Source organism: Novosphingobium sp. (assembly GCF_036733805.1).
Taxonomy (GTDB): domain Bacteria; phylum Pseudomonadota; class Alphaproteobacteria; order Sphingomonadales; family Sphingomonadaceae; genus Novosphingobium.
Genome location: NZ_DAIMZT010000060.1, coordinates 1 through 19,534 on the forward strand (window position 1 = coordinate 1; position 19,534 = coordinate 19,534).

The following is a 19,534-nucleotide window of genomic DNA, read 5'->3' on the forward strand; positions in this document are numbered from 1 at the left end:
GGTTCAGGCCCCCACACGCCGGCCGCACTGCTGCCTGCCTGCTGCCCTCCCGGCATCACCCCCGCACTCGCCAGCGGGCGATCAACTGTGCCTGATTTTGGGTCAAATTCCCGCCCGACGCGCGAGATGAATGCCAATGTTATGACATGCTCCTTTTCGATGATGAGAGTTGACCGGCCGAACTAGTGCCGGAGCGAAGTCAGTCTATTCGGACCCGGCAGACGAATTATACATCAGAGCTTACTTAGCGTGTTGTACAATTCTCGCATGGTAGGGTTACGCGGTATGCGGAGCTGCCAGCTGTTAATCTTGATGTCCGCCCTGTTCGAGACCATATGCTTCGCTATGGCGCGTCTCGTATCCTTGGCCGTCGCATTGGGGGCGACATCGCTCGCGATTGGTGCGGCCTCGCCGATCGCAGCGCAGTCGTCCCAACAGCAGTCCGCCCCTTCACCACGCATCATCAATGTGCCGGGGCAGGGCTACGTGTACTTGATGCCCGTACCGGCAGACGACACCCGTTCTGTTGAGCGTGTCGTCAACGTGCCTGGTTACGGTGACGTCCGCGTCGTGCCTGTGCGTCCGAGGGACACTCGCAGCCCAAGGCAGCGTTGCGTGGCCGAAGAGAGAGCACGCGAGGGAGGTTTTCCGTCTGCCTTGGCTATGCGCGCGATCGACTTGAAATGCAGCCAACGGTAACAGGCTAATAGCGAACCTTGCCGCGGTCCCGGCGATCTGGACGCGCGCCAGCTCGGTCAACTGCAATTCTTTCACCTCGCCCTGCCAGATAGTGACAAAGCCTTTCCCCAACCTCGGTCTGGTTTCGGGTCGGGCTTGCGCTCGAAATTAAAACATCGGCCGCTGCCCGTTGATGCGGCAAAAGCGGTTGGCCCTCCCTCCGAGAACTTGCGGGATGTCGCCCGCGCGCGTAGCACCCGGCCATGCCTTCACCTCAGTCGATTGCGCAAGTCGAACCGTTCCACGCCATCTCCATCGGCCGCCTGGCTTATGATCTGGCCGGGCAGGGGCGCGACGTGATTCATATGGAATATGGCCAACCCTCGACCGGAGCGCCAGCTGCGGCGATTGTCGCTGCTCACCAGATGCTGGACAGCGATCCGGGCGGCTATTGGGAGAGCACCGCGTTGAAGCAACGCATCGCTCGCCACTACGATGAAAGCTATGGCGTGCACGTGGGCGAGGAGCAAGTGATCCTGACTTGCGGCGCCTCGCCTGCGTTCGTGCTGGCGTTATCCTGCCTGTTCGCGCCAGGCGCACGAGTGGCGCTGGCGCGGCCCGGCTATGTCGCTTACCGCAATACTCTGAAGACCATGTACATCGAGCCGGTGGAGGTCCCCTGCGGCCCGGCCGAGCGCTATCAGATCACCGCCGCCGCGCTGGAGGCGCTGGATCCCGCGCCCGATGGCTTGATCCTTGCCAGCCCGGCCAATCCCACTGGCACGATCATCGCACCTCAAGAATTGGCGGCCATCGCTGAAGTGTGCCGGCGCAAGGGCATCGCCGCAATCTCCGACGAAATCTACCATGGCCTGACTTATGGCGATGCGGCGCAATCGATGCTGCGACACATGCCCGACGCGTTGGTGGTCAACAGCTTCTCCAAATACTTCAGCATGGCGGGCTGGCGGCTCGGTTGGCTGGTCGTGCCGCCGGCGCTGATTGAGCCCGCGCGGGCGCGCATGGGCAACTTGTTCCTCACGCCGCCGGTGCTGGCCCAGCACGCTGGGCTGATCGCCTTCGATTGCCGCGAGGAGCTGCAGGGCCACCTTGCGAATTATGCGCGCAACCGCGAGATGCTGTTGGCCGCGCTGCCGCGTCTGGGGCTGGAGCGGATCGCTCCACCGGACGGCGCTTTCTACATATGGGCGGAAATCGGCCATATGACCAATGACAGCCTTTCGTTCTGTCGCCAGTTGCTTCAGGACACGGGCGTGGCCACCGCGCCGGGCATCGATTTCGATCCCGTGGAAGGGGGACGTTATATCCGTTTCAGCTTCGCGGTTTCGCCGGCCGAGATCGCGGACGCAATCGAGCGTATGGCGCCCTGGTTCGCGGCCAGGCGGTGATCGCCAGGCGGGCTGGAGCCGCTTTCATTCGGTTCGTCGCGGGCGCGCGCCCATCCATAGCGCAATTTTCCGGTCAGGGCTCTCCCGTCAGCTTTTAGCAAGGGGAAAGAAGCCTTTTTCTGCTATACCTATTCAAAGAGAGGGGTGAGGCCGGGCGAGCCGTTCATTTTTTTGACGGGCTGCGGCCTCTTAGTGGCGAAAGTAAATGAACGAAAGAATCCCGGAACCCGAAGTGTGGGCGGCGAACCTGCGCGACTTCGCGCACCGCTGCATTGGCAGCTCAGCCGCCGATGAAGCGGATCGCGTGCGGGAGGCCATGCTGTTGCTGCGCGGAGTTGTCGGCAGTTGCGGCAGCAGATGGATCGATGCCGCTGCGTTGGAACCAATGCTGGCCTGCGGCGCGACCGAAAGCGCGGTGCTGGCGATATTCGGTCCCGATGTCGCATTCATGGTATCACGCGGGAAGAACGGTTGCAGCCTGGCCACCGTGATCGTGAGCGACGGCGGGGACGAGGTCATGTCTGAAGGAGAAACGCCGGCCCTGGCCCTGCTGGCCGCTTACAGTGGTGCACTGCTCTCTGACATTGAATGCGGCGGGGGGGCCTGGTTTTCTTTTCCCGGACCGGCATCTCGTTCCCATTAGGACGCTTGCGGCTTAGGCCCCGTTTCCATCAGGAAAGCGAACGATTCACGTTGGCGTCACGCGTGACCAGGGCGGCTTCTATGGCGATGCGGATCGCTTCCGACGTGTGATTGGCGCCCAGCTTGTGCAGCATGTTTGCCCGATGGATTTCGACGGTGCGCGGGCTGATCGCCAGTCGTTCGGCGATCAGGCGGTTGGATAGGCCGCTGGCCACGCCGCCCAGCACTTCGCGTTCGCGCCGTGTCAGCCGTTCCAGTCTGGCGCGGGCCATGATTTCCCGGAGCTTTGCATTGCCAACCGCCGTTGCGCGTTCGATGGCACGGGAAAGCGTGCTGGCCAGCTCGCCGGACGAAAGAGGCCAGACGATGTAATCGACTGCCCCGTCGAGCACCGCGTCGACGATGCGGCGAGCGCCGGGGTTTTCTCCGAAGGCGATGATCGGAAACCATTCTCCGTGGCCGGCCATGGCCTGGATCAGTTCTTCGACCGCACCGGGCCGGTCGTGAATCAATATGACGCCGGAACGGGGCCAGGCGCCGGCAAGCTCCACGACGTTCTCGAACGGTTCGACGTGGATATCTGCCGATAAAAGGGCATGACTGATGGCCGCGCGACGGCGCGTGTCGTTGTCTATCAGGATCAGATTAGAGACATGTTCCACTGGGAATACTCCCTTCGCGATTTGTGCTTAGGGAGATATTCGCATCGATCGCACGAGGCGCGGCATACCTGCTCCAGAATCGAGTGACTGGTGCGGGCAGAGGGCGCCGAGTGGCGGCGGCGCTGGCCGGAACGGCCACCGAAACGGGTGCGCCCGTTCGGTCAACGGTCCGTCAGGCGTTGCGTAAGGCTTGGCCGATCTCGGTGAAATCGTTGCGGATGGTGGTGATCTGCCCAGCGTCGAAGGTCAGCGCGTTATCCAGAATCGTGCGCCGCGCGGCCGCGTAAAGCTGGTTAAGCGCCGAGCCGACCGCATGTTCGCTGGAAACGCCCATCTGCAACGCCGTGATCGCGGTCAGGGCGCGGGTCATCGAGCGGCTTTTTAGCTCGTTGTCGCCCTTCTCGTGCGCGTGCATCGCGGTTCCGAGAGCGCCGATAAGGTGTTCATAGCATACGTGGACGAGTTCGGCGGGCCGGGCGCCGGTTACACGGGCGTCGAAATCGACGCGGCGATAAGCTTCGCCGGGAGATTGTTGGAGAAGCATGTCAGCCGCCGCTCTTGTTCCACTGGGCGATCTGGCCCTGGAGCATGGTCAGCGTCGACTTGGATTCGCTGACGAGACCTTCCGAGACCGCGAACTGCGACGCCAGGCGGCTGCGCAGGGCTTCCTGCTGGTCGGCCACTTTGCTTAGGTCGTCTTTGATCTGCGAAAGCTGCTTGGTGTATCTTGTGATCGAACCGCCCAGCGAATTGGTGTCGGTCGCCGAAATGGCGCCGCGATAGATCTTGTCGACAGTTGCGAAGACGCCGAAGACGCCGTTGGTGAACATGGCGGTGACGCCTGCCGGGTCCGCCGTCATGGTGGCGTTGAGGCGAGAGGCGTCAAGCGCGAAGGTGCCGTCGCGCTGGGTTGATAGGCCAAGGTCCGCCAGCGTCTTGGCGGCGCCCGTGGCGCCTGGAATGATGATGGTGCCGGCGAGCCCTGAAAGCGCCTGCTTCAGCGAGCGGGCGCCCTGATCCCCAACGAGATCACCGCCGATTCCCGTCGCCGAGTTCAACGTCGACATCAGTTCGTTCAGGGCGTCCGTGAAGTCCTGCATCGAACTGGCGATGCTCTCTGTCGGATCAGTGAAGCCAATGGTCGTGGGCGCGCCCGCATTGGTTCCGGTGAGTTGAAGCTTCACGCCCGGAATGGCGTCGGTGACGGTGTTTGACTTGGAGGCGTAGGAAAGCCCGTCGATCTTGAATGCGGCGTCCTTCGCGGTCGCCATCAGCGTTCCTGTGGAGGAACCGGGCGACCAGGCGAGGTTGGAAAGGCCGGGGTCGCCCGCGTTCTCGGTGGCCTGGATGGTGAACCCGTTGGCCGCGCCCTCGGCACCCTTGAAAACAAGCTGCGCGCCGCTGGCCGTATTGGCGACATAAGCGGTGACGCCGGTGTTCGCGCCGTTGATCGCCTTGGCAACGTCGGCAAGCGTGGCGCCGGCGGGTATCGCGATGTCCACCGGGGCGTGGCTGGTGTCTTCGGTGAAGCTGGTGCTCGACACGGCGCCGAAATGAAGCGTGAGGGTTCCCGAGCCGACCGTGGCCGTAGAGGCGCTGTAGGCCGCGCTTGCCAGGCTCTGGCCGCTGGCGACCTGACTCACTTCCAGCGAATAGCTGCCGGTGGGCTGGCTGGTGCCTGAAAGCGAGGCGCTGGCGACCGCGCCGTTGCCGATCGTCGGCGTGCGCGCCAGGCTGCCCGCGCGCACCAGCGTGCCCAGCGAATTGTCGAGCGTGAGCAACATCGACTTGATGTTCGACGCGGTCGAGACCTGCGTATTGAGTTTGGTCTGCTTGTCCGTGAGGTTGGCGGTTCGCGCCTCGAACTGCGCGGTGGCCAGATTGTTGGCGAGCGCGGCCATGTCGATGCCGCTGCCACCGCCCAGCATGGTCACCAGCGATTGCGTCTTGAGCGTGTTGCTGGCGGCCGACGCGCTCGACGAACTTGTCGCAGTCGTGCTCGTTGCGCCCGATGTTGCGGTGATAGCCATGGCCTTTAGGACGGTCCTGTGCGGGGGAGGTTAAGGGCTTTTGCCATAGCCGGGTCAGAGGCTGGCCGGGTCGAGCCGGCCATCCGCATCGAAGCGGAGCGTGATTGGCACGGTGACTTGCGGCGCGATGCGTTTCTCGCCGCGCTTGATGGCAAGGACGAAGGCCAGGATCGCGGCGATTGCGCTATAATGCTCCTCGCGGATCGCTTGATGTTCGCGCGTGGTATAGAATACCGAACGCGCCAGCGCCGGATATTCGAGCAGCGGCACCTGATACTCCGCAGCCAGCTCGCGCATGGCCAACGCCTTGTCCCCGCGGCCCTTGGCCACCACCACCGGCGCGTGGTTCTTCTCCGGATCATAAGCGAAAGCGACGGAAAAGTGCGTCGGGTTCGTGATGAGGAACTGCGCGTCCTTCATCGCCGGGACCAGGCCGCCCATCGCGATTTTGCGCTGGCGTTCCTTGATCGCGGCCTTTTTCTCCGGCGCGCCTTCCTGTTCCTTGTTCTCATCCCGCACTTCCTGCAGCGTCATCTTGAGGCGCGTCATGCGGCGGAACAATTGCACCGGCAGGTCGAAGAGGGCGATCACGAAAAGGCCGCCCGCCAGCCAGAACAGCAGCAGAATCACTGTGTGCCATGCCCAGGAAAGCTGGCCGAACAGGTCGCCACGGCCAAGCTTGGCGAAGCTTTCGATCCGGCCGCTGGCCCAGACCCAGGCAATGGCGCCCAGCAGGCCCGCCTTGGCCAGGCTCTTGCCCATTTCGATCCAGCCGTTGAGACCGAACATGCGCTTCAACCCGGAAAGCGGATTGATCCGCGATGCCTTGGGCGCGAGGTTGCCCGCGATCCAGCGGCCCTCGCCAAAGCCAAGCTGAGAAGCGAGCGAGACGAAGATCACCGCCAGCCCGAGGATCAATACCGGCGGCATGGCGGCGAGCACGGTGGTCCACATCAGGCGGCCCGGCGTGAAATCCTCCAGCGAAGACCGGTCCCAGGTGAAGCCGGCCCGCAGGGCGCTTCCCAGCAGGCTCAGCAGCCAAGGGCCGGCCAGCAGCAGCCACATCGCGCCCACGGCGACGGCGGCCGCCGTCGCCAGTTCGCGCGAGCGGATGACGTCGCCTTGTTTGGCGGCCTCGCGCTTGCGCTTTGCGGTTGGCGCAAAAGTCTTTTCCCCGCTCTGCTCGCTCATTTGCGCATGACCTGCGACGTGGCGGTGATGGCGTCAGCGGAAAGTTGCACGACCAGATCGGTGAAGACGGGGGCCGCCAGCATCAGCGCGGCAATGCCGCCCAGAACGCCGGCGGGCAGGCCGAGCGAGAACAAGTTGAGCGAGGGCGCGGAGCGGCTGAGCACGCCGGTGACGATCTGCACCACCAGCAGGACCAGCGTGACCGGCAGGGCGATGGTGACGGCGGTTACGAACATCTGCGAGGCGAAGCCGGCGACCATGGCAAAGCGTTCCGCGCCCAGCCAGGTATGTCCGGGTGGAAAGACCTTGTAGCTGTCCACCACGAGGGCGAACCATTGCAGATGCGCGCCCAGGGCCAGGAAGATCAGCGTCATCACCACCATGAAATACTGACCCAGCGCGGGCGACTGCGTGCCTGATGTCGGGTCTACGGCCACCGCCATGTTCATGCCCATGCCCCCGCCGATGACTTCGGCGGCGATCACCGGGGCGGCGAAGGAAATCTGCAGCACGAACCCCAGCGTCAGGCCGACCAGCACTTCTCCGGCCACGCTCAACAACCCCGCCAGCGAAAGCAAGGCTGCCGGCGCCTGCACATCAGTCCAGGCGCAGATCATCACGGCCACCGCACCGGCGCCGATCACGCGCACTTGCGGCGGTATCGCGGCGGTTCCGAACAGCGGCGCGGCCAGCATCGCGGCGCCGATCCGCGTCATCACGAAGACGAGCCGCCAGAATTCGGCCTCCAGCGGGCCGAAGCCGAAGTCCAGGTTCATCACGGCGTCACTTGCTCCGCCTGCCCGGTGCGGGCGATCTGCGCGAAGATTTCCTGCGTGAAATCGCCGATCAGCGTCATCATCGAACTGCCGAGAAGAACCAGCACGAGCGCGATGACCGCCAGCTTGGGCACGAAAGTCAGCGTCTGTTCGTTGACTGAGGTTGCGGCCTGGATGACGCCGACGACAAGGCCGACGGCAAGCGCGGCCAGCAGCACTGGGGCCGCGACCAGCGCTGTCACCCAAAGCATCTTGTCCGCCAAGGCTAAAAGAGCCGAGATATCGTCCATGGTCAGTCCTGCCCGCCTATCCGAAGCTTGACGCCAGAGAGCCCATCAGCAGGGCCCAGCCGTCGACCATGACGAACAGCAGCAGCTTGAACGGCAGCGAAACCACCATCGGGCTCATCATCATCATACCCAGCGACATCAGCACGGAAGAGACGACAAGGTCGATCACCAGGAACGGCAGGAACAGCATGAAGCCGATCTGGAATGCGGTTTTCAACTCGCTCGTCACGAAGGCTGGAAGCAGGATGGAAAAGGGCACGTCCGCGCTGCTCGCGAATTTAGGCGCCTTGGCCATATCAGCGAACATCATCAGATCGCGTTCACGGGTCTGACGGATCATGAAGGCGTGAAATTCCTTGCCGGCATTCTGGATCGCCTGCTCCGAATTGATCTGGTCCGCGGCGTAGGGGGCGATGGCCACCTGGTTCACGCGCTCCAGGGTGGGCGCCATGACGAACAGCGAGAGGAACAGCGAAAGACCGATCAGCACCTGATTGGGCGGCGATTGTTGCAGGCCCAGCGCCTGACGCAGGATCGCCAGCACCACCAGGATGCGAGTGAAGCTGGTCATCATCAGGATCAGGCTGGGCAGGATCGTCAGCAGCCCCATGATGAGAAGCAGCTGGAGCGACAGGTTCATGCCGGGGCCATTCGTGCCGCCCAGCGAGCCGAAAGCGCGGTCCAGTGCGCCGGGTATTGCCTTGGCGGCGGGCGCTGTCGTGAAGCTGGAGCTGGAGCTGGAGCCGGCGGGGCTGGTGGATGCGGAGGCAGCCGTCGCCACGGGCGCGGAGGCAGCCGGAGCGGGTGCGGGCGCAGCCGTGGGCGGCCGCTGTGCTTGCGCCTGAGCGAAGGATGCGGCCGGCGCCGCTAGCATGGACAGCGCCGCGAAAAGGGAGAGGAGGCGCTTCACCGGGACAGACTTTCCGTGTCCGCCATCTCGGCGCGCGGGCGCGCCGGGGCTTCGGCAAGGCGAGTAAGCCCCTGGCGCGAGGCGGAGACGAGGATCTCGCGCCCATGGAACTCGATCACCGCCAGCTTGAGCGTGGGAGAGAGCATGGTCGTTTCGACGATGCGGATCGATTTCGTACCGGCGCCGATACCGGCGCGGTCCTGCAGCTTTTTCGCCATCTTCAGGCATCCCCAGGCGAGGACCCCGATCAGCGGCAGCATCACGATCAGTTTGAGGATATACCAGAGCATGAAGGATCAGACCTCGCCCGCTTCCGTAAGAACAACGGGCGCTTCAGCAGGCGCGGTTTCCTCAATGCCCACCATCTCCACGATGCGCAGGCCGAAACGCCCGTTGTGCGAAACGACCTCGCCCTTGGCGATCGGTTTGCCGTTCACCAGCACGTCAAGCAACTCGTCGGTCAGGCGGTCGAGCACCACCAGGCTTTCAGGCCCAAGCGCGAGCACGTCCTTCAGTTTCATCTGCGTGCGGCCCAGCTCGACCGAAAGGCGAACGTCGACATCGCGCAGAAAGTCGAGGCCACGGGAATGAATGGTCATGGAAATGATGCCCCTGTCAAAATGCTTGTGTCAAAATGCTTGTGTCAAAATGCTTGGAGGATCTGGACTGCCACGCGGTCTTCGACTTCGCCGATAGTGCCGGTGGCGATGGTTCGCCCGTCGACCTGCAACGGCACGGAACGCGCGATGGCGACGGGCAGCACGTCTCCCGGCCTGAGGGCCGAAAGACGCGAGAAGCCGATCATCATGTCGACCAGCACCGCGGTGACCGGAACCGGCACCGAGGCATAAGGTTCGTTGCCGGCGTCCGGTGTCTGGCGTGGCAGGCTGCGGACCGGGTGGCGCGGCGTGGCGGTCACCGTCGCCAAGGTCGATTGCGGGAAAGCGATGGAGAAAGACCAAGGCTCAACGCCCGGCTCTTCGACTTCGAGCGAGAGCTGCAGCAGTTCCTCGCGTTTGTCGAAGGGGTTGAGGTAGCGCAAGCTGGTGTCGCGGCGCAGTGAGCGCACCTTGTGCTCCTCCACGCCGCCGAATACGGCGGTCAACGCCTCGGCCAGAGCTTCCTCCAGCCGCGCGAGCAGCAGCTCGGCGGATAGCGGGAAGCTGTCCGGCAGCGGATCGGGCACAGTCCCGCGACCGCCGAAAGCCCGATCGATCAGGCGCAGCACCGGCGCCGCTTCGAAAGTCGCCAGCATCAGCAGTCCGGCGGGTCCGACCGCCATCAGCGCGTGCGAGGCCAGCGTCTCAATGTCCGCCTGGATCGAGGCGAGTGTGCAATCCATCGGCATGCCGATGCGCACCAGCGGCGGCTCCCCGCCCGAAAAGCGGGCAAGGCGGCCGGGCAACAGGCGAGCAAGCCGTTCTCCCAACAGCGAGAGCGCGGGAACCAGCTCGTCGATCGACGGCCCCGTTCCCAGCAGTTCGGCGCAATGCTTCGCTTTCGCGCGATCGCCGGATTTTGCGGTTGCCAATGTCATCTGGATCAGACGCCGGATTACTGGACGATGAAAGTGCGGAAGTAGACGGAATCAACCCCGCCGAAGCCTTCCTTCTGGATCAGGACCTGATTGATCGCGGTGGTCATCCGCTTCTGCAGTCGATCCTTGCCTTCGACGGTGTAGATGTCGTCCTCCGGCGTATCGGCCAGGATCGCCAGCACCTTGGAGCGGATCGCTAGCTCATGCTTTTTCAGCCAGAGCAGGACGCGGCCATCGCGGCGGGTGGAGCAGGCGATGCTGGTCTGGATCAGCGAGTTCGAGTCCCTGAGGTTCGACGTGAAGTCCTCAGTGAAGGTAAAGTAGGCGGTGCGGTATTCGTCGCCCCCTTCGCCTTCCACGTCGGCCGCCGCCTCGGCGCTTTCGCCTTCCTTGCCCTTGGGCGCGTAGGGATCGACTTCGCCCTTGCGAACCAACAGTGGGCCCTGGGGCCCTTTTTCCGCGGCGTGACTGCCGCCGATCATACCGGTCGCCACCAGCGCGAAGACGCCGCCGCCGCCGATCGCCAGCATACCCACGGCAGTAAGGATAATCAGCAGCTTGTTGCTGCCGCCCTTGCCTTTGCCATCCTTGGCCGGTTTGTCACTCATTCAAAATTCCCCCTGGTGTTCGGACGATCAGGCGTAGATGCCGCCGCCGCGCCGAGCGTCATTGTCGGCCGTGCGCGACGCGGTTGCGCCCCGATCCTGCGAGCGGGATCCCGTTCCCTGCCCACGGTTCATCGTGTGAGCCGCCTGTTCGGCGCGGCCCTGCTGGTTCTGACCCGATCCGTTCCCCGCGCCGGCACCGTTACCGGCGGACTGTTGCGAGGAAGCGGACGTGTACTGCTGCTGTTGTTGATGCTGCGGCCGGGCGGAATCGTCTCCACCGCCGTTGTTGCCCCCCGCCAAAGACGCATTCGCGGCGGCCTGCACGGCCCCCACGAAACCGGGATCGCTGTTCGTCATCGTGACAGAAAGCGCATTGTCTTCGTGCCGGAACTGCAGCGAGATTTGCCCAAATTCGGCGTGCGCGATGGCGGTGCGCACCAGCTGCGGGCTAGCCGCTTCGCGCGCTTCGGCAAGGCGGGCGACGAGCGTGGCGAAATCCTGCGGTGCTTCGGCATGGGAGGGCTGAGCGATGGAGAGGCTGGGCGCCGAGGCGGTGACAGGCCGAGGTTGGGCCGCCTCCAGGATGTGAGAGACCGGAGCTGCAGGAGCAAGCACCGGCTCAGCCGTGAGGGTGCCGGCGATCTTGGCGGAGGCAGGTTCAACGGTTGAGGAGCGACGCGAAGCGCTTGCCGCGTCCCGACCGGTCGCGCTCTTGCCGTTCGATCCGCCGCCGCTCGCGGTGTTGCTACCGGGCAATGGCGTGCTTGCCGCCTGGACCGACGAAGCTGATGAAGTCGCTGTCGCTTGCACTTGCACGGGCTGGGTGGGCGCCTGAGCCTGAGCTAGCTCAGAGCCTTGTGCGAAGGGCGCCGCTGCGGATCGGGTCGCCAACTGCGCGCTGGTTGCCGGCGTCGTTTCCGCCACGATCTCGATCGGCGCCAGCTTGATTGAGGACGTTTGCGCCTGCGTTTGTGCGGGCGAGGCTTGAGGCGTCGGTGGCGTCTGATCGAGAGGCTTGCCTCTCGCCTCGGCGCGAACCGTCGCTGCTGCCGTTGCGACGAACGCAGCGTCCGCGGCACGGCTGTTGTCACGCAGGCCACGCGCGACAGGCCCCGTGCCCGGAAGTGACGGCGAAGCGGCAGTTGGCGTCTCGGATCGAGCCGACGGCTGGAAGGTCGCTGGAGCAAGGGCGAGCGGCACCATCATCGAAAGAGCGGCCTGCACTGCGGCGGCATCGGTCCCGGTCTCCGAATGGGCCGTGTCGTCTTCGTGCGCGCGCGCATCGGCATCGGTGGCCGCCTTGACCGTGTCCGGCAAGATTTTGCCGTTTGCCTTGCCGGGATTGCCGCCGGCGGAAAGAGCCACAAGAGAGACCGTTTCCCCTTCGGCGGCGGTCGCCATGTCCGGGATCGGCGTGGCCGAAGCGTCCGCGTTGTCAGCGTCGGCCGCGGAATCCTGCAGGATTGCTGAGAAACTGCCCGCCTCGGCTTTTTTCGCGGAGGCCCCATGCGCTTTGCCGGTGACCTGTGAAAGGCCGGCGGAAAGCGTGGAGGCTGTAGTCGGGATCATGGGTACGGGTCCTCATCCAGGCGGATGCGGTATTCTATTCAAGACCCGTGCCAGATGCCCTTCTGCCGCCCAGGACGGGCTGTTCGGAACCTTTGACGATCAAGCGCGCTTGCAAGGCCGCGCGTTCCTCGATCGCGGCGCGGCGGCGTTCCGCCTCGGCAAGCTGCTGCTGCTTGGCGTCCGCGATCGATTGCGCGCGCAGGGCGTCGCCGTCCGTCGTGCGGGTAAGAGCCTGCAAGCCGCTGACGAAACGGCCGAGCTGATGCAGGGCGGCGCCATCGTCCAATTGGCGGCGGTTGGCGTAGTCGGAAGCCATGCGGCGCGTCCGTTCGGAAAGCGTGCGCAGTTGCGAAAGCGTGCTTTCGGCCTGCGCCGCTTCAGCGGCGGCGGTCTGCTTGGCGATCGCGCGGATCTTTTCCAGGCGGCGCAGCCGGGTGAGGCGCTGGCGTTCTTCCTTCATCATGGCCACCCAGCCGCCGCGCCCATTCTCATCCCAGTAGCGCCGTCAGCTGCGCGGCGCTGTCCGAAAGGCTGATGGTCTCCCCGGCGGGCTGGCACAGGAACGCGGTCAGCAGGTCATGCATCGCGATCGCGCGATCGAGTTTCGCGTCGGCGCCCGCGCGATACGCCCCCATTAGCACCAGGTCGCGATTGGCTTCGTAACTGGCGGTCAGCGCGCGAAATTCGCGGGCGAATTGCTGATGCTGCGGAGCTACGATGTCATTCATCACGCGGCTGAGCGAAGCGGCGATATCGACTGCCGGATATTGCCCGCGCTGAGCCAGATCGCGTGACAGCACGATATGCCCGTCAAGGATTGAGCGGGCCGTGTCGACCACCGGGTCATCCTGATTGTCGCCATCGGCCAGCACGGTGTAAAGCCCAGTGATCGAGCCTCCGGTCGCTGCCGAATTGCCCGCCCGTTCCACCAGCTTGGTGATTGTCGCCAGGGCCGAGGGCGGATATCCCCGCGCCGCGCCGGGCTCGCCCAGTAGCAGGCCGATCTCGCGCGCGGCATGCGCCACGCGGGTAAGGCTGTCCATGATAAGCAGGACCCGTTTGCCCTGAGCGCGGAAATGCTCGGCCATCGAGGTGGCCAGCATGGCGCCGCGCAGACGCAAGTTGGGCGCATGGTCGGCGGGCACGGCCACCACCACGGTCTTGTCCTTCTTTTCGGCATTCATGTGCCGTTCGACGAAATCGGAAACCTCGCGTGCGCGCTCGCCGATCAGGCCGACGATGACGATGTCGGCGCTGGAGCCGCGCGCGATCATGTCGATCAGCACGGACTTGCCCACGCCCGATCCCGCCATCACGCCGATGCGTTGCCCTATGCCGAAGGTGGTCAGGGCGTTCAGCGCACGCACGCCAGTGTCGAAGCATTCTCGCACCGGGCTGCGATCAAGCGCCGAAGTGCGCACGCCGCCCGCTGGCCATTCCAAGCGTGTGTGAATAGGCGGCCCACCGTCGATCGGCTGGCCCTCGCCATCGACCGCGCGGCCGAGAAAGCCTTCGCCGACGGGCAGCATGCCTGGTCGCCCTTCGGGGCAGACGCGTGCGCCGGGGCGAAGCATGATCGTATCGCCGAGAAGCATCATCATGGTCCGGCCATTGCGAAAGCCGATGACTTCGGCGGAGAGCGACAAGTCGCGTCCCTGAGCGATCCGGCACATCGCGCCGACCGGCACGGTCAGCCCGCTGACTTCCAGCAGTCCGCCGTCGCAAGCGGTGACGCGGCCGAAGCGGCGCGGCGCGAGTTCCACCGGCTCGCTGCCCAGGTCCGTCAGGATGGCGTCCCAGAGCTTCAGCACTGATGCAGCGCCTCGGCGATGGCAAGGCGCCAGGTCGCGGGGCCGTCCTCGACCCCTCCGTTAGCGCTTTCTATACGGATCGTGCCGCGTTCCAACCTGGCGTCAGGTTCCACGTGCCATTCCTCGGGCAAGCGCGGCGACACCAGTTCGACGTCTTTCGGATGCAGGCGGATCACGCGCTCGTCATCGGCGCGGGCCAGCATCGCGGCCGCTCGCTGGACCCGGCGCACGAGCGCATCCTGGTCCAGAGCCACAGGTGCGATGGCTGCTTCGCACAGCGCCGCCACTGTATCGCGCAGACGCAGGCGCAGCTCTTCCTCCAGCGCGGAATCGAGGCGGGCGATCGACAGCGCAAGACCCTGGCGTGCGTCGTCGTCGGCGGCGGCATGGGCTTTCGCTTCAGCCATGGCCTGTTCGTAACCGGCAACGAAACCGTTGTTATAAGCGTCCGCGACCGGGTCCGGCATGTCTTCGAGAGCGACCTCTTCCGCGATCGGCGGCAGCGGCTGAGGGGCTGGTTCGTCGGGCAGGCCGGCGAACCGGGCGTCAGGCATGAAGCGTACCGGCCGTGCGAAGACTTCCAATTGGTTGAAGCCGGACCGCGGCAGCGGGAAGCTCAGGTCAGACATAATCGTCCTCACCGGCGCCGAACACGATTGAACCGTCTGCCGCCAGTCTGCGGGCAATGGCGACGATTTCCTTCTGCGCCGCCACGACGTCGGCCAGCTTGGTGCGGCCGCGCGCGGCAATCTCGTCCCTCACACCATCGGCGGCGCGGCTTGACATGGCTTGGAAGAAGAAGGTGCGTTCCTCTTCGCCGATGCCCTTGAGCGCGTCGATCAGCGTGTCGTTGGGAACGTCTCGCAGCAGCGTGCCCATGGCCAGCGGTTCGAGCACGAAGAGATGTTCGAACTTGAACATCTCTTCCTCGATCTTCTTGGCGAGCGACTTGTCGAGCTTGGTCAATTCCCCAAGGATGCGTTTCTCCGCCGCCTTGCCCGCTCCGTTGATGATATCCGCCGCCTCGCGCGTGCCGCCCATCTGCAGCGGCCGCTGCCCGTGGTATTCGGCAATGCGGCGATTGAGCAGTTCTTCCAGCATGGCGATCGCATCTGGCGAGACCGGACCGATCGTGGCGATGCGATGAATGATTTCCGGCTGCGTTTCCTTGGGCAGCGAATGAAGCACTTCGGCGGCGACTTCGGGATCGAGCTGCACCAGCAGCACCGCGAGGGTCTGCGGATGCTCATCCTTGACGAGCGGCACCAATGCCTGCGGGGTGAGCCAGCGCGCCAGTTCCAGACTGGACGTCTGCGGCTGTTCCGGAAGGATCCGGCGCATCAGGTTCTCGGTCTTCACTTCGCCGATGGCGCGGTTCATCATGGAACGCACCTGGCCCACGCGGTCATGCGCGACCAGGCCCAGCTTCTCCGTCTTTTCGACAAAGCCCGCGATGGCCTGAGCGATGACTTCGGGCCCGATCTCGCCCAGGGCACACATTTTCTCGCCCAGCAGGCGCAGTTCCTCGGGTTCCAGTTCCGCAAGGATATGCGCGGTCTGGTCTTCCGCGAGCAGCATCATCATCACCGCGGCGCTATCCGCCGGGCGCAAGGCAAGGACTTCACTCATCACGCGGCTTCCTGCTTGGCTTCTTCGTCAGCGGGCAGTTCGTTCAGCATCTGGCGCAGCGCGGCAACGGCGCTGGCTGGCTGTTCGGCCACCAGGCGTTGCGCAAGGTCAAGCTGGCGGGTCAGCAGCTCCGCCCGGTTGATCTGCACGTCCACGCCGTCCGCGCCGGGAATTTCCTGCAGGCGCGGAGCACTGGCCACCGGCGCACCCTCGGCCCCGATCGCCAGCGTTTCGCGCTCGCCCTCGTCATCCTCGTCATCGGCGCCTTCAGCCTTTGCCTTCTTGTTCTTTTTGTCCTTCGCGGCTTTCGGCGTGTCGCCGCGCAGGGCCTTTATCATCGGCCGTACGCCCAGGAGCAGGACCAGCAGCACCGCCAGCACGGCGGCGCCGTTGCGCACCACCATGGCGAACCAGCCGGACTCATAGAAGGGCAGCGCGTCCTCCTTGATCGGCTCGAAGCTTCGCGTCACGACTTTCACCTGATCGCCGCGCTGCGGGTTGGCGCCCACAGCGGCGCTGACCAGCGCCTCCAGGTCCTTGAGCTCCTGGCCCTTGGCGCCTTTCATCGCTTCGGCGCTGATGGCCACGGCGACCGAGAGGCGTTTGATCGAGCCTGGCCCGCTATTTGAGACGGAAACCTCGCGGCCCAGCTCGTATGTGCGGCTGGAGGAGGATTCGCCGTTAGTGGGCGGCGTCGCAGTCGCGTTGGGCTGGGTTCCCTGCGGCGGTCCGGCCTGCGCCTGCGTCGCGGGAGGCGGCGTGTTGGCGAGCACACCCGGTACGCCAGCGGCCTGACCCGTGCCGGTCGTTTGCGATTGCTGCTGCGTTTCGGAACGGACGACGCCGTCCTTATCATAGCTTTCGCGTGCGGAGGTTATGTCGCTCATGTCCAGCTCGATCTGGATCTCGGACGAGAAATTGCCCTCTCCCAGCATCGGGCGCAAAAGCTGCGAGATTTGCTCGCGCAGCTTGCTCTCCATGCGCGCCTGCAGGTCGAGCCGGTCCGAGTCCGCGGTGCCCCCCTGTGAAAGCAGGCGACCGTGCTGGTCCACGACCTTTACGGTGTCGGGCGAGAGACCGGGCACTGAACCGGCCACGAGATTGACGATGGCGCTGACCTGGCTTTCGCTCAATTGCCGGCCGGATTTCATGCGCACCATGACAGAAGCCGAAGGCGCCACGTTGTCACGCACGAAGACGGACTTCTCGCCTTCGGCAAGGTGGACGCGGACCGAATCCACGCCATCGATTTCGCCGATGGTAAGTTGCAGGTCGTGCTCGCGCGCGGAACGCAGGCGTTCACCCTCCAGCGCGCGGCTGGCGCCCATCGGCAGCTTGTCCAGCATCTGGTCGCCGGTCTCCGGCGTCGCCAATGCGCCGTTGGAGGCCACGAGCATGCGGGCCTTGTAGAAATCGCCCTCGGCAACAGTGACGGCGCCGGTATCATTGTCGATGTGATACTTGATCGCGGCCTGATCGAGCGCGGAGACCACGCCTGCGCGCTCGCTGTCATCGAGTTGCGTGTAAAGCGTGCGCTGCGGCGAAGGCGACAGCGCGCTCCAGGCGAGCAGCGCACCGCCGATGGCCGAAAGGCCGACGAAGACGGGCAGCGTCTTCCTGATCGCCGGCTGCGCCGCGAAGGCGGACAAGCGCGTAAGAACGCTGCCGCCCGCCGGGTCAGTCAGCGGTGCGAACATGGAAGCGGGCGCGGGAAGCGAAGATCCCGGAGCGCCGTCAGGAGTAGCTGGAACGAGATCGGACATTTTTTATCAGACCCCCATGCGCATGATGTCCTGGTATGCGGACAATAGCTTGTTGCGAACCTGCAGGGTCGCCTCGAAGGCGACGCCGGCTTCCTGACGTGCGAGCATGACCTTGGCGACGTCAGTGACTTCGCCCCGCTGGTAAGCATCGGTCAGCCCGTCCGCTTTGGCCTGGACGGAATTGACGCCATCGAGCGCATTCTTCAGCGTATCGGCGAAGCCCTGCGCCGGAGCGGGCGCGCTGGCGGCGCCAGCGGCGTCAGCGCCCTGCGTGGAATGGAGTTGCTGAAGCAGATCATTGCGCTGAATGATCTGCTGGCGCATCTGCATGATCTGCTGAATGCCTCCAGCGCCGCCGGCGATGCCCGAAATGCCGCTCATCGCCGGCCACCGATCGCGGTGCGGCCGATCTCGATTCCGGCCTCACGCAGTGACGCCAGGCGATAGCGCAGGGTGCGCTCCGAGATGCCGAGTTCGCGCGCGGCGCGGCCACGGTTGCCGCCGCAGGCTTCCAGCGTCTCCACGATGGCGCGCGCTTCGGAGATCTGCACCACGCTGGAAAGCCTGCGCGGTTCGGCCGCCAGTGCTTCCATGGTGGTCGGCGCGGGGGCTGTGACCAGTCGGACAGGGCTGTCGAAGACCACATGCTCCGGCGCGATCACATCCCGGCCGTACGTCAACAGCAGCGCCCGGCGCATCACGTTTTCCAGCTCGCGCACGTTGCCCGGCCAAGAGTGCAGCTTGAGCATGGCCAGAGCGCCTTCACTCAGCACGGGCACGCGCGCCGCATCGGGCGCATGGCGTAAGGCCATGGCGAAGGCGAGCGGGGCGATGTCGTCCGGGCGCTCGCGCAGCGGGCGCAGGGTCAGCGGGAATACGTTGAGGCGATAATACAGGTCGGCGCGAAACCGGCCTTCCGCGACTTCCGTGGGCAGATCGCGGTTGGCGCAGGCGATCACGCGAATGTTCACCTTGATCGGCCGGGTCGAGCCGATTGGCACGACTTCCTGTTCCTGCAGCGCGCGCAGCAGCTTCGCCTGGAGCTGAAGCGGCATCTCGGCGATTTCGTCCAGCAGCAGGGTGCCGCCGTCAGCGGCGCGGATGAAGCCTTCGCTGGCCTGAGTGGCGCCGGTGAAAGCGCCTTTCTGGTGGCCGAACAGCATCGCTTCCAGCATGGTCTCCGGCATGGCGGCGCAGTTGACGGCGATGAACGGACCGTCGCGCCGCTCACTGCGGGCGTGAATGAAGCGGCTGAGCACTTCCTTGCCGGTGCCGGTCGGGCCGTTAATCAGGACCGGTATGTCGCTCACTGCCAGCCGGTCGGCCAGGGCAAAGATGGACAGGCTTTCCGCGTCAGCTGCGATGGGGCCTTCCGGGCCTGCCATCGCTGCAAGAAGCATGGCAAGCGACGCTTCGCTGGCGGGGTCTGCATAAGTCAGTTCGACGGGACCGGAGCTGACGCGTCCGATCGCGGGAACCTGGCCGCGCGTCAGCCGCACCGTGCGTGCCCCGGCACGAAGCGGCGACGTGTCAGCCGCATCGCGAAGTTCGATGGCGCCACAGTCGAAAAGAGAAGTCGCGATTGCCCTCGCGCGGTCAGCTATCGTGCCATGCCGACGCGAAAAATCATCGTTAAGAGCCAGAGCGGCCATGTCTCGATTGTCCCCCGTGGAATTAACCAGTTCCAAGGGCGCTTATCCGTTTCAACGGCCAAGACATTGGAAATTTAAGTCCCCGTATGAACACGTACTTTTGCCGTTACGCGGCAAGCCTCTGCAGGGCGTCCGGCAAGCATCCGGCAAGGGGGCGGCTTAACTTTGCCGGTTCATTGCCGGTCTAGTGCATGGCAGCCGTCCGGATGGGCCGGCAGGTTGCCCGGACTTCGGGACACGTAACGGGAGCTTTTACATGTCAGTCATCAATACCAATATCAGCGCGCTGAAGGCGTCGAACGCGTCAACTGCCGCCAACAAGATGCTGGGCACCGCCATGGAGCGTCTGTCGACCGGCAAGCGCATCAACAGCTCGA

At 64.8% G+C, this 19,534-nt stretch carries 22 protein-coding genes; 3 read left to right on the forward strand and 19 right to left on the reverse strand.

Annotation, left to right across the window (positions count from 1 at the left end):
- The first annotated feature begins 941 nt into the window (after positions 1-941).
- Positions 942-2,087, forward strand: coding sequence for a pyridoxal phosphate-dependent aminotransferase (locus V7D69_RS12870; RefSeq protein ID WP_333605998.1), 1,146 nt, complete (start codon positions 942-944; stop codon positions 2,085-2,087).
- Positions 2,088-2,292: 205 nt separating this feature from the next.
- On the forward strand, positions 2,293-2,730 hold the full coding sequence (locus V7D69_RS12875) for a hypothetical protein (RefSeq protein WP_324060870.1): 438 nt from the start codon (positions 2,293-2,295) through the stop codon (positions 2,728-2,730).
- A 28-nt stretch (positions 2,731-2,758) separates the two neighbouring features.
- Here the strand turns inward: V7D69_RS12875 and V7D69_RS12880 are convergent, their stop codons facing one another.
- The 19 genes from V7D69_RS12880 to V7D69_RS12970 form a co-directional block, all read right to left on the reverse strand.
- Positions 2,759-3,391, reverse strand: a complete 633-nt coding sequence (locus V7D69_RS12880) for a response regulator transcription factor (RefSeq protein ID WP_324060869.1) — start codon at positions 3,389-3,391, stop codon at positions 2,759-2,761.
- Positions 3,392-3,563: 172 nt separating this feature from the next.
- On the reverse strand, positions 3,564-3,935 hold the full coding sequence (locus V7D69_RS12885; protein WP_324060868.1) for a flagellar protein FliS: 372 nt from the start codon (positions 3,933-3,935) through the stop codon (positions 3,564-3,566).
- Position 3,936: 1 nt separating this feature from the next.
- Positions 3,937-5,421 carry a flagellar filament capping protein FliD gene (gene fliD, locus V7D69_RS12890; RefSeq protein WP_324060867.1) on the reverse strand — a complete coding sequence of 495 codons (1,485 nt, stop codon included), beginning with the start codon at positions 5,419-5,421 and terminating at the stop codon, positions 3,937-3,939.
- A gap of 54 nt (positions 5,422-5,475) precedes the next feature.
- The gene (locus tag V7D69_RS12895) at positions 5,476-6,612 is read right to left on the reverse strand and encodes an EscU/YscU/HrcU family type III secretion system export apparatus switch protein (protein WP_324060866.1); all 1,137 of its coding nucleotides are present in this window, start codon (positions 6,610-6,612) and stop codon (positions 5,476-5,478) included.
- Positions 6,609-7,388 carry a flagellar biosynthetic protein FliR gene (gene fliR, locus V7D69_RS12900; RefSeq protein ID WP_324060865.1) on the reverse strand — a complete coding sequence of 260 codons (780 nt, stop codon included), beginning with the start codon at positions 7,386-7,388 and terminating at the stop codon, positions 6,609-6,611. The genes V7D69_RS12895 and fliR overlap by 4 nt, the downstream gene beginning before the upstream one ends.
- On the reverse strand, positions 7,388-7,678 hold the full coding sequence (gene fliQ / locus V7D69_RS12905; protein WP_324060864.1) for a flagellar biosynthesis protein FliQ: 291 nt from the start codon (positions 7,676-7,678) through the stop codon (positions 7,388-7,390). The genes fliR and fliQ overlap by 1 nt, the downstream gene beginning before the upstream one ends.
- 16 nt (positions 7,679-7,694) lie before the next feature.
- Positions 7,695-8,588 (reverse strand): flagellar type III secretion system pore protein FliP, encoded by an 894-nt coding sequence (gene fliP, locus V7D69_RS12910; protein ID WP_333605999.1) that lies wholly within the window; start codon positions 8,586-8,588, stop codon positions 7,695-7,697.
- On the reverse strand, positions 8,585-8,878 hold the full coding sequence (locus tag V7D69_RS12915) for a flagellar biosynthetic protein FliO (protein ID WP_324060863.1): 294 nt from the start codon (positions 8,876-8,878) through the stop codon (positions 8,585-8,587). The genes fliP and V7D69_RS12915 overlap by 4 nt, the downstream gene beginning before the upstream one ends.
- A 6-nt stretch (positions 8,879-8,884) precedes the next feature.
- The gene (gene fliN, locus V7D69_RS12920; protein ID WP_324060862.1) at positions 8,885-9,187 is read right to left on the reverse strand and encodes a flagellar motor switch protein FliN; all 303 of its coding nucleotides are present in this window, start codon (positions 9,185-9,187) and stop codon (positions 8,885-8,887) included.
- Positions 9,188-9,231: 44 nt separating this feature from the next.
- Entirely contained in the window at positions 9,232-10,125 is an 894-nt protein-coding gene (locus V7D69_RS12925) for a FliM/FliN family flagellar motor switch protein (protein WP_324060861.1), read from the reverse strand.
- Positions 10,126-10,142: 17 nt separating this feature from the next.
- Positions 10,143-10,733 carry a flagellar basal body-associated FliL family protein gene (locus V7D69_RS12930; RefSeq protein ID WP_324060860.1) on the reverse strand — a complete coding sequence of 197 codons (591 nt, stop codon included), beginning with the start codon at positions 10,731-10,733 and terminating at the stop codon, positions 10,143-10,145.
- A gap of 27 nt (positions 10,734-10,760) precedes the next feature.
- Positions 10,761-12,302 (reverse strand): hypothetical protein, encoded by a 1,542-nt coding sequence (locus V7D69_RS12935; protein ID WP_333606000.1) that lies wholly within the window; start codon positions 12,300-12,302, stop codon positions 10,761-10,763.
- A 34-nt stretch (positions 12,303-12,336) separates the two neighbouring features.
- On the reverse strand, positions 12,337-12,765 hold the full coding sequence (locus tag V7D69_RS12940; protein WP_324060854.1) for a hypothetical protein: 429 nt from the start codon (positions 12,763-12,765) through the stop codon (positions 12,337-12,339).
- Between the two features lie 25 nt (positions 12,766-12,790).
- On the reverse strand, positions 12,791-14,113 hold the full coding sequence (locus tag V7D69_RS12945) for a FliI/YscN family ATPase (protein ID WP_324060853.1): 1,323 nt from the start codon (positions 14,111-14,113) through the stop codon (positions 12,791-12,793).
- On the reverse strand, positions 14,107-14,742 hold the full coding sequence (locus tag V7D69_RS12950) for a FliH/SctL family protein (RefSeq protein WP_324060852.1): 636 nt from the start codon (positions 14,740-14,742) through the stop codon (positions 14,107-14,109). Before V7D69_RS12950 ends, V7D69_RS12945 begins: the two co-directional genes overlap by 7 nt.
- The gene (gene fliG, locus V7D69_RS12955) at positions 14,735-15,742 is read right to left on the reverse strand and encodes a flagellar motor switch protein FliG (protein ID WP_324060851.1); all 1,008 of its coding nucleotides are present in this window, start codon (positions 15,740-15,742) and stop codon (positions 14,735-14,737) included. The genes V7D69_RS12950 and fliG overlap by 8 nt, the downstream gene beginning before the upstream one ends.
- Entirely contained in the window at positions 15,742-17,505 is a 1,764-nt protein-coding gene (gene fliF / locus V7D69_RS12960) for a flagellar basal-body MS-ring/collar protein FliF (protein WP_324060850.1), read from the reverse strand. Before fliF ends, fliG begins: the two co-directional genes overlap by 1 nt.
- A gap of 6 nt (positions 17,506-17,511) precedes the next feature.
- Positions 17,512-17,886, reverse strand: coding sequence for a flagellar hook-basal body complex protein FliE (fliE, locus tag V7D69_RS12965; protein WP_324060849.1), 375 nt, complete (start codon positions 17,884-17,886; stop codon positions 17,512-17,514).
- On the reverse strand, positions 17,883-19,157 hold the full coding sequence (locus tag V7D69_RS12970) for a sigma-54 interaction domain-containing protein (protein ID WP_324060856.1): 1,275 nt from the start codon (positions 19,155-19,157) through the stop codon (positions 17,883-17,885). The genes fliE and V7D69_RS12970 overlap by 4 nt, the downstream gene beginning before the upstream one ends.
- Before the next feature lie 256 nt (positions 19,158-19,413).
- Here V7D69_RS12970 and V7D69_RS12975 point away from each other — a divergent pair.
- The coding region (locus tag V7D69_RS12975; RefSeq protein WP_442947061.1) for a flagellin N-terminal helical domain-containing protein at positions 19,414-19,534 on the forward strand (121 nt) is incomplete at its 3' end.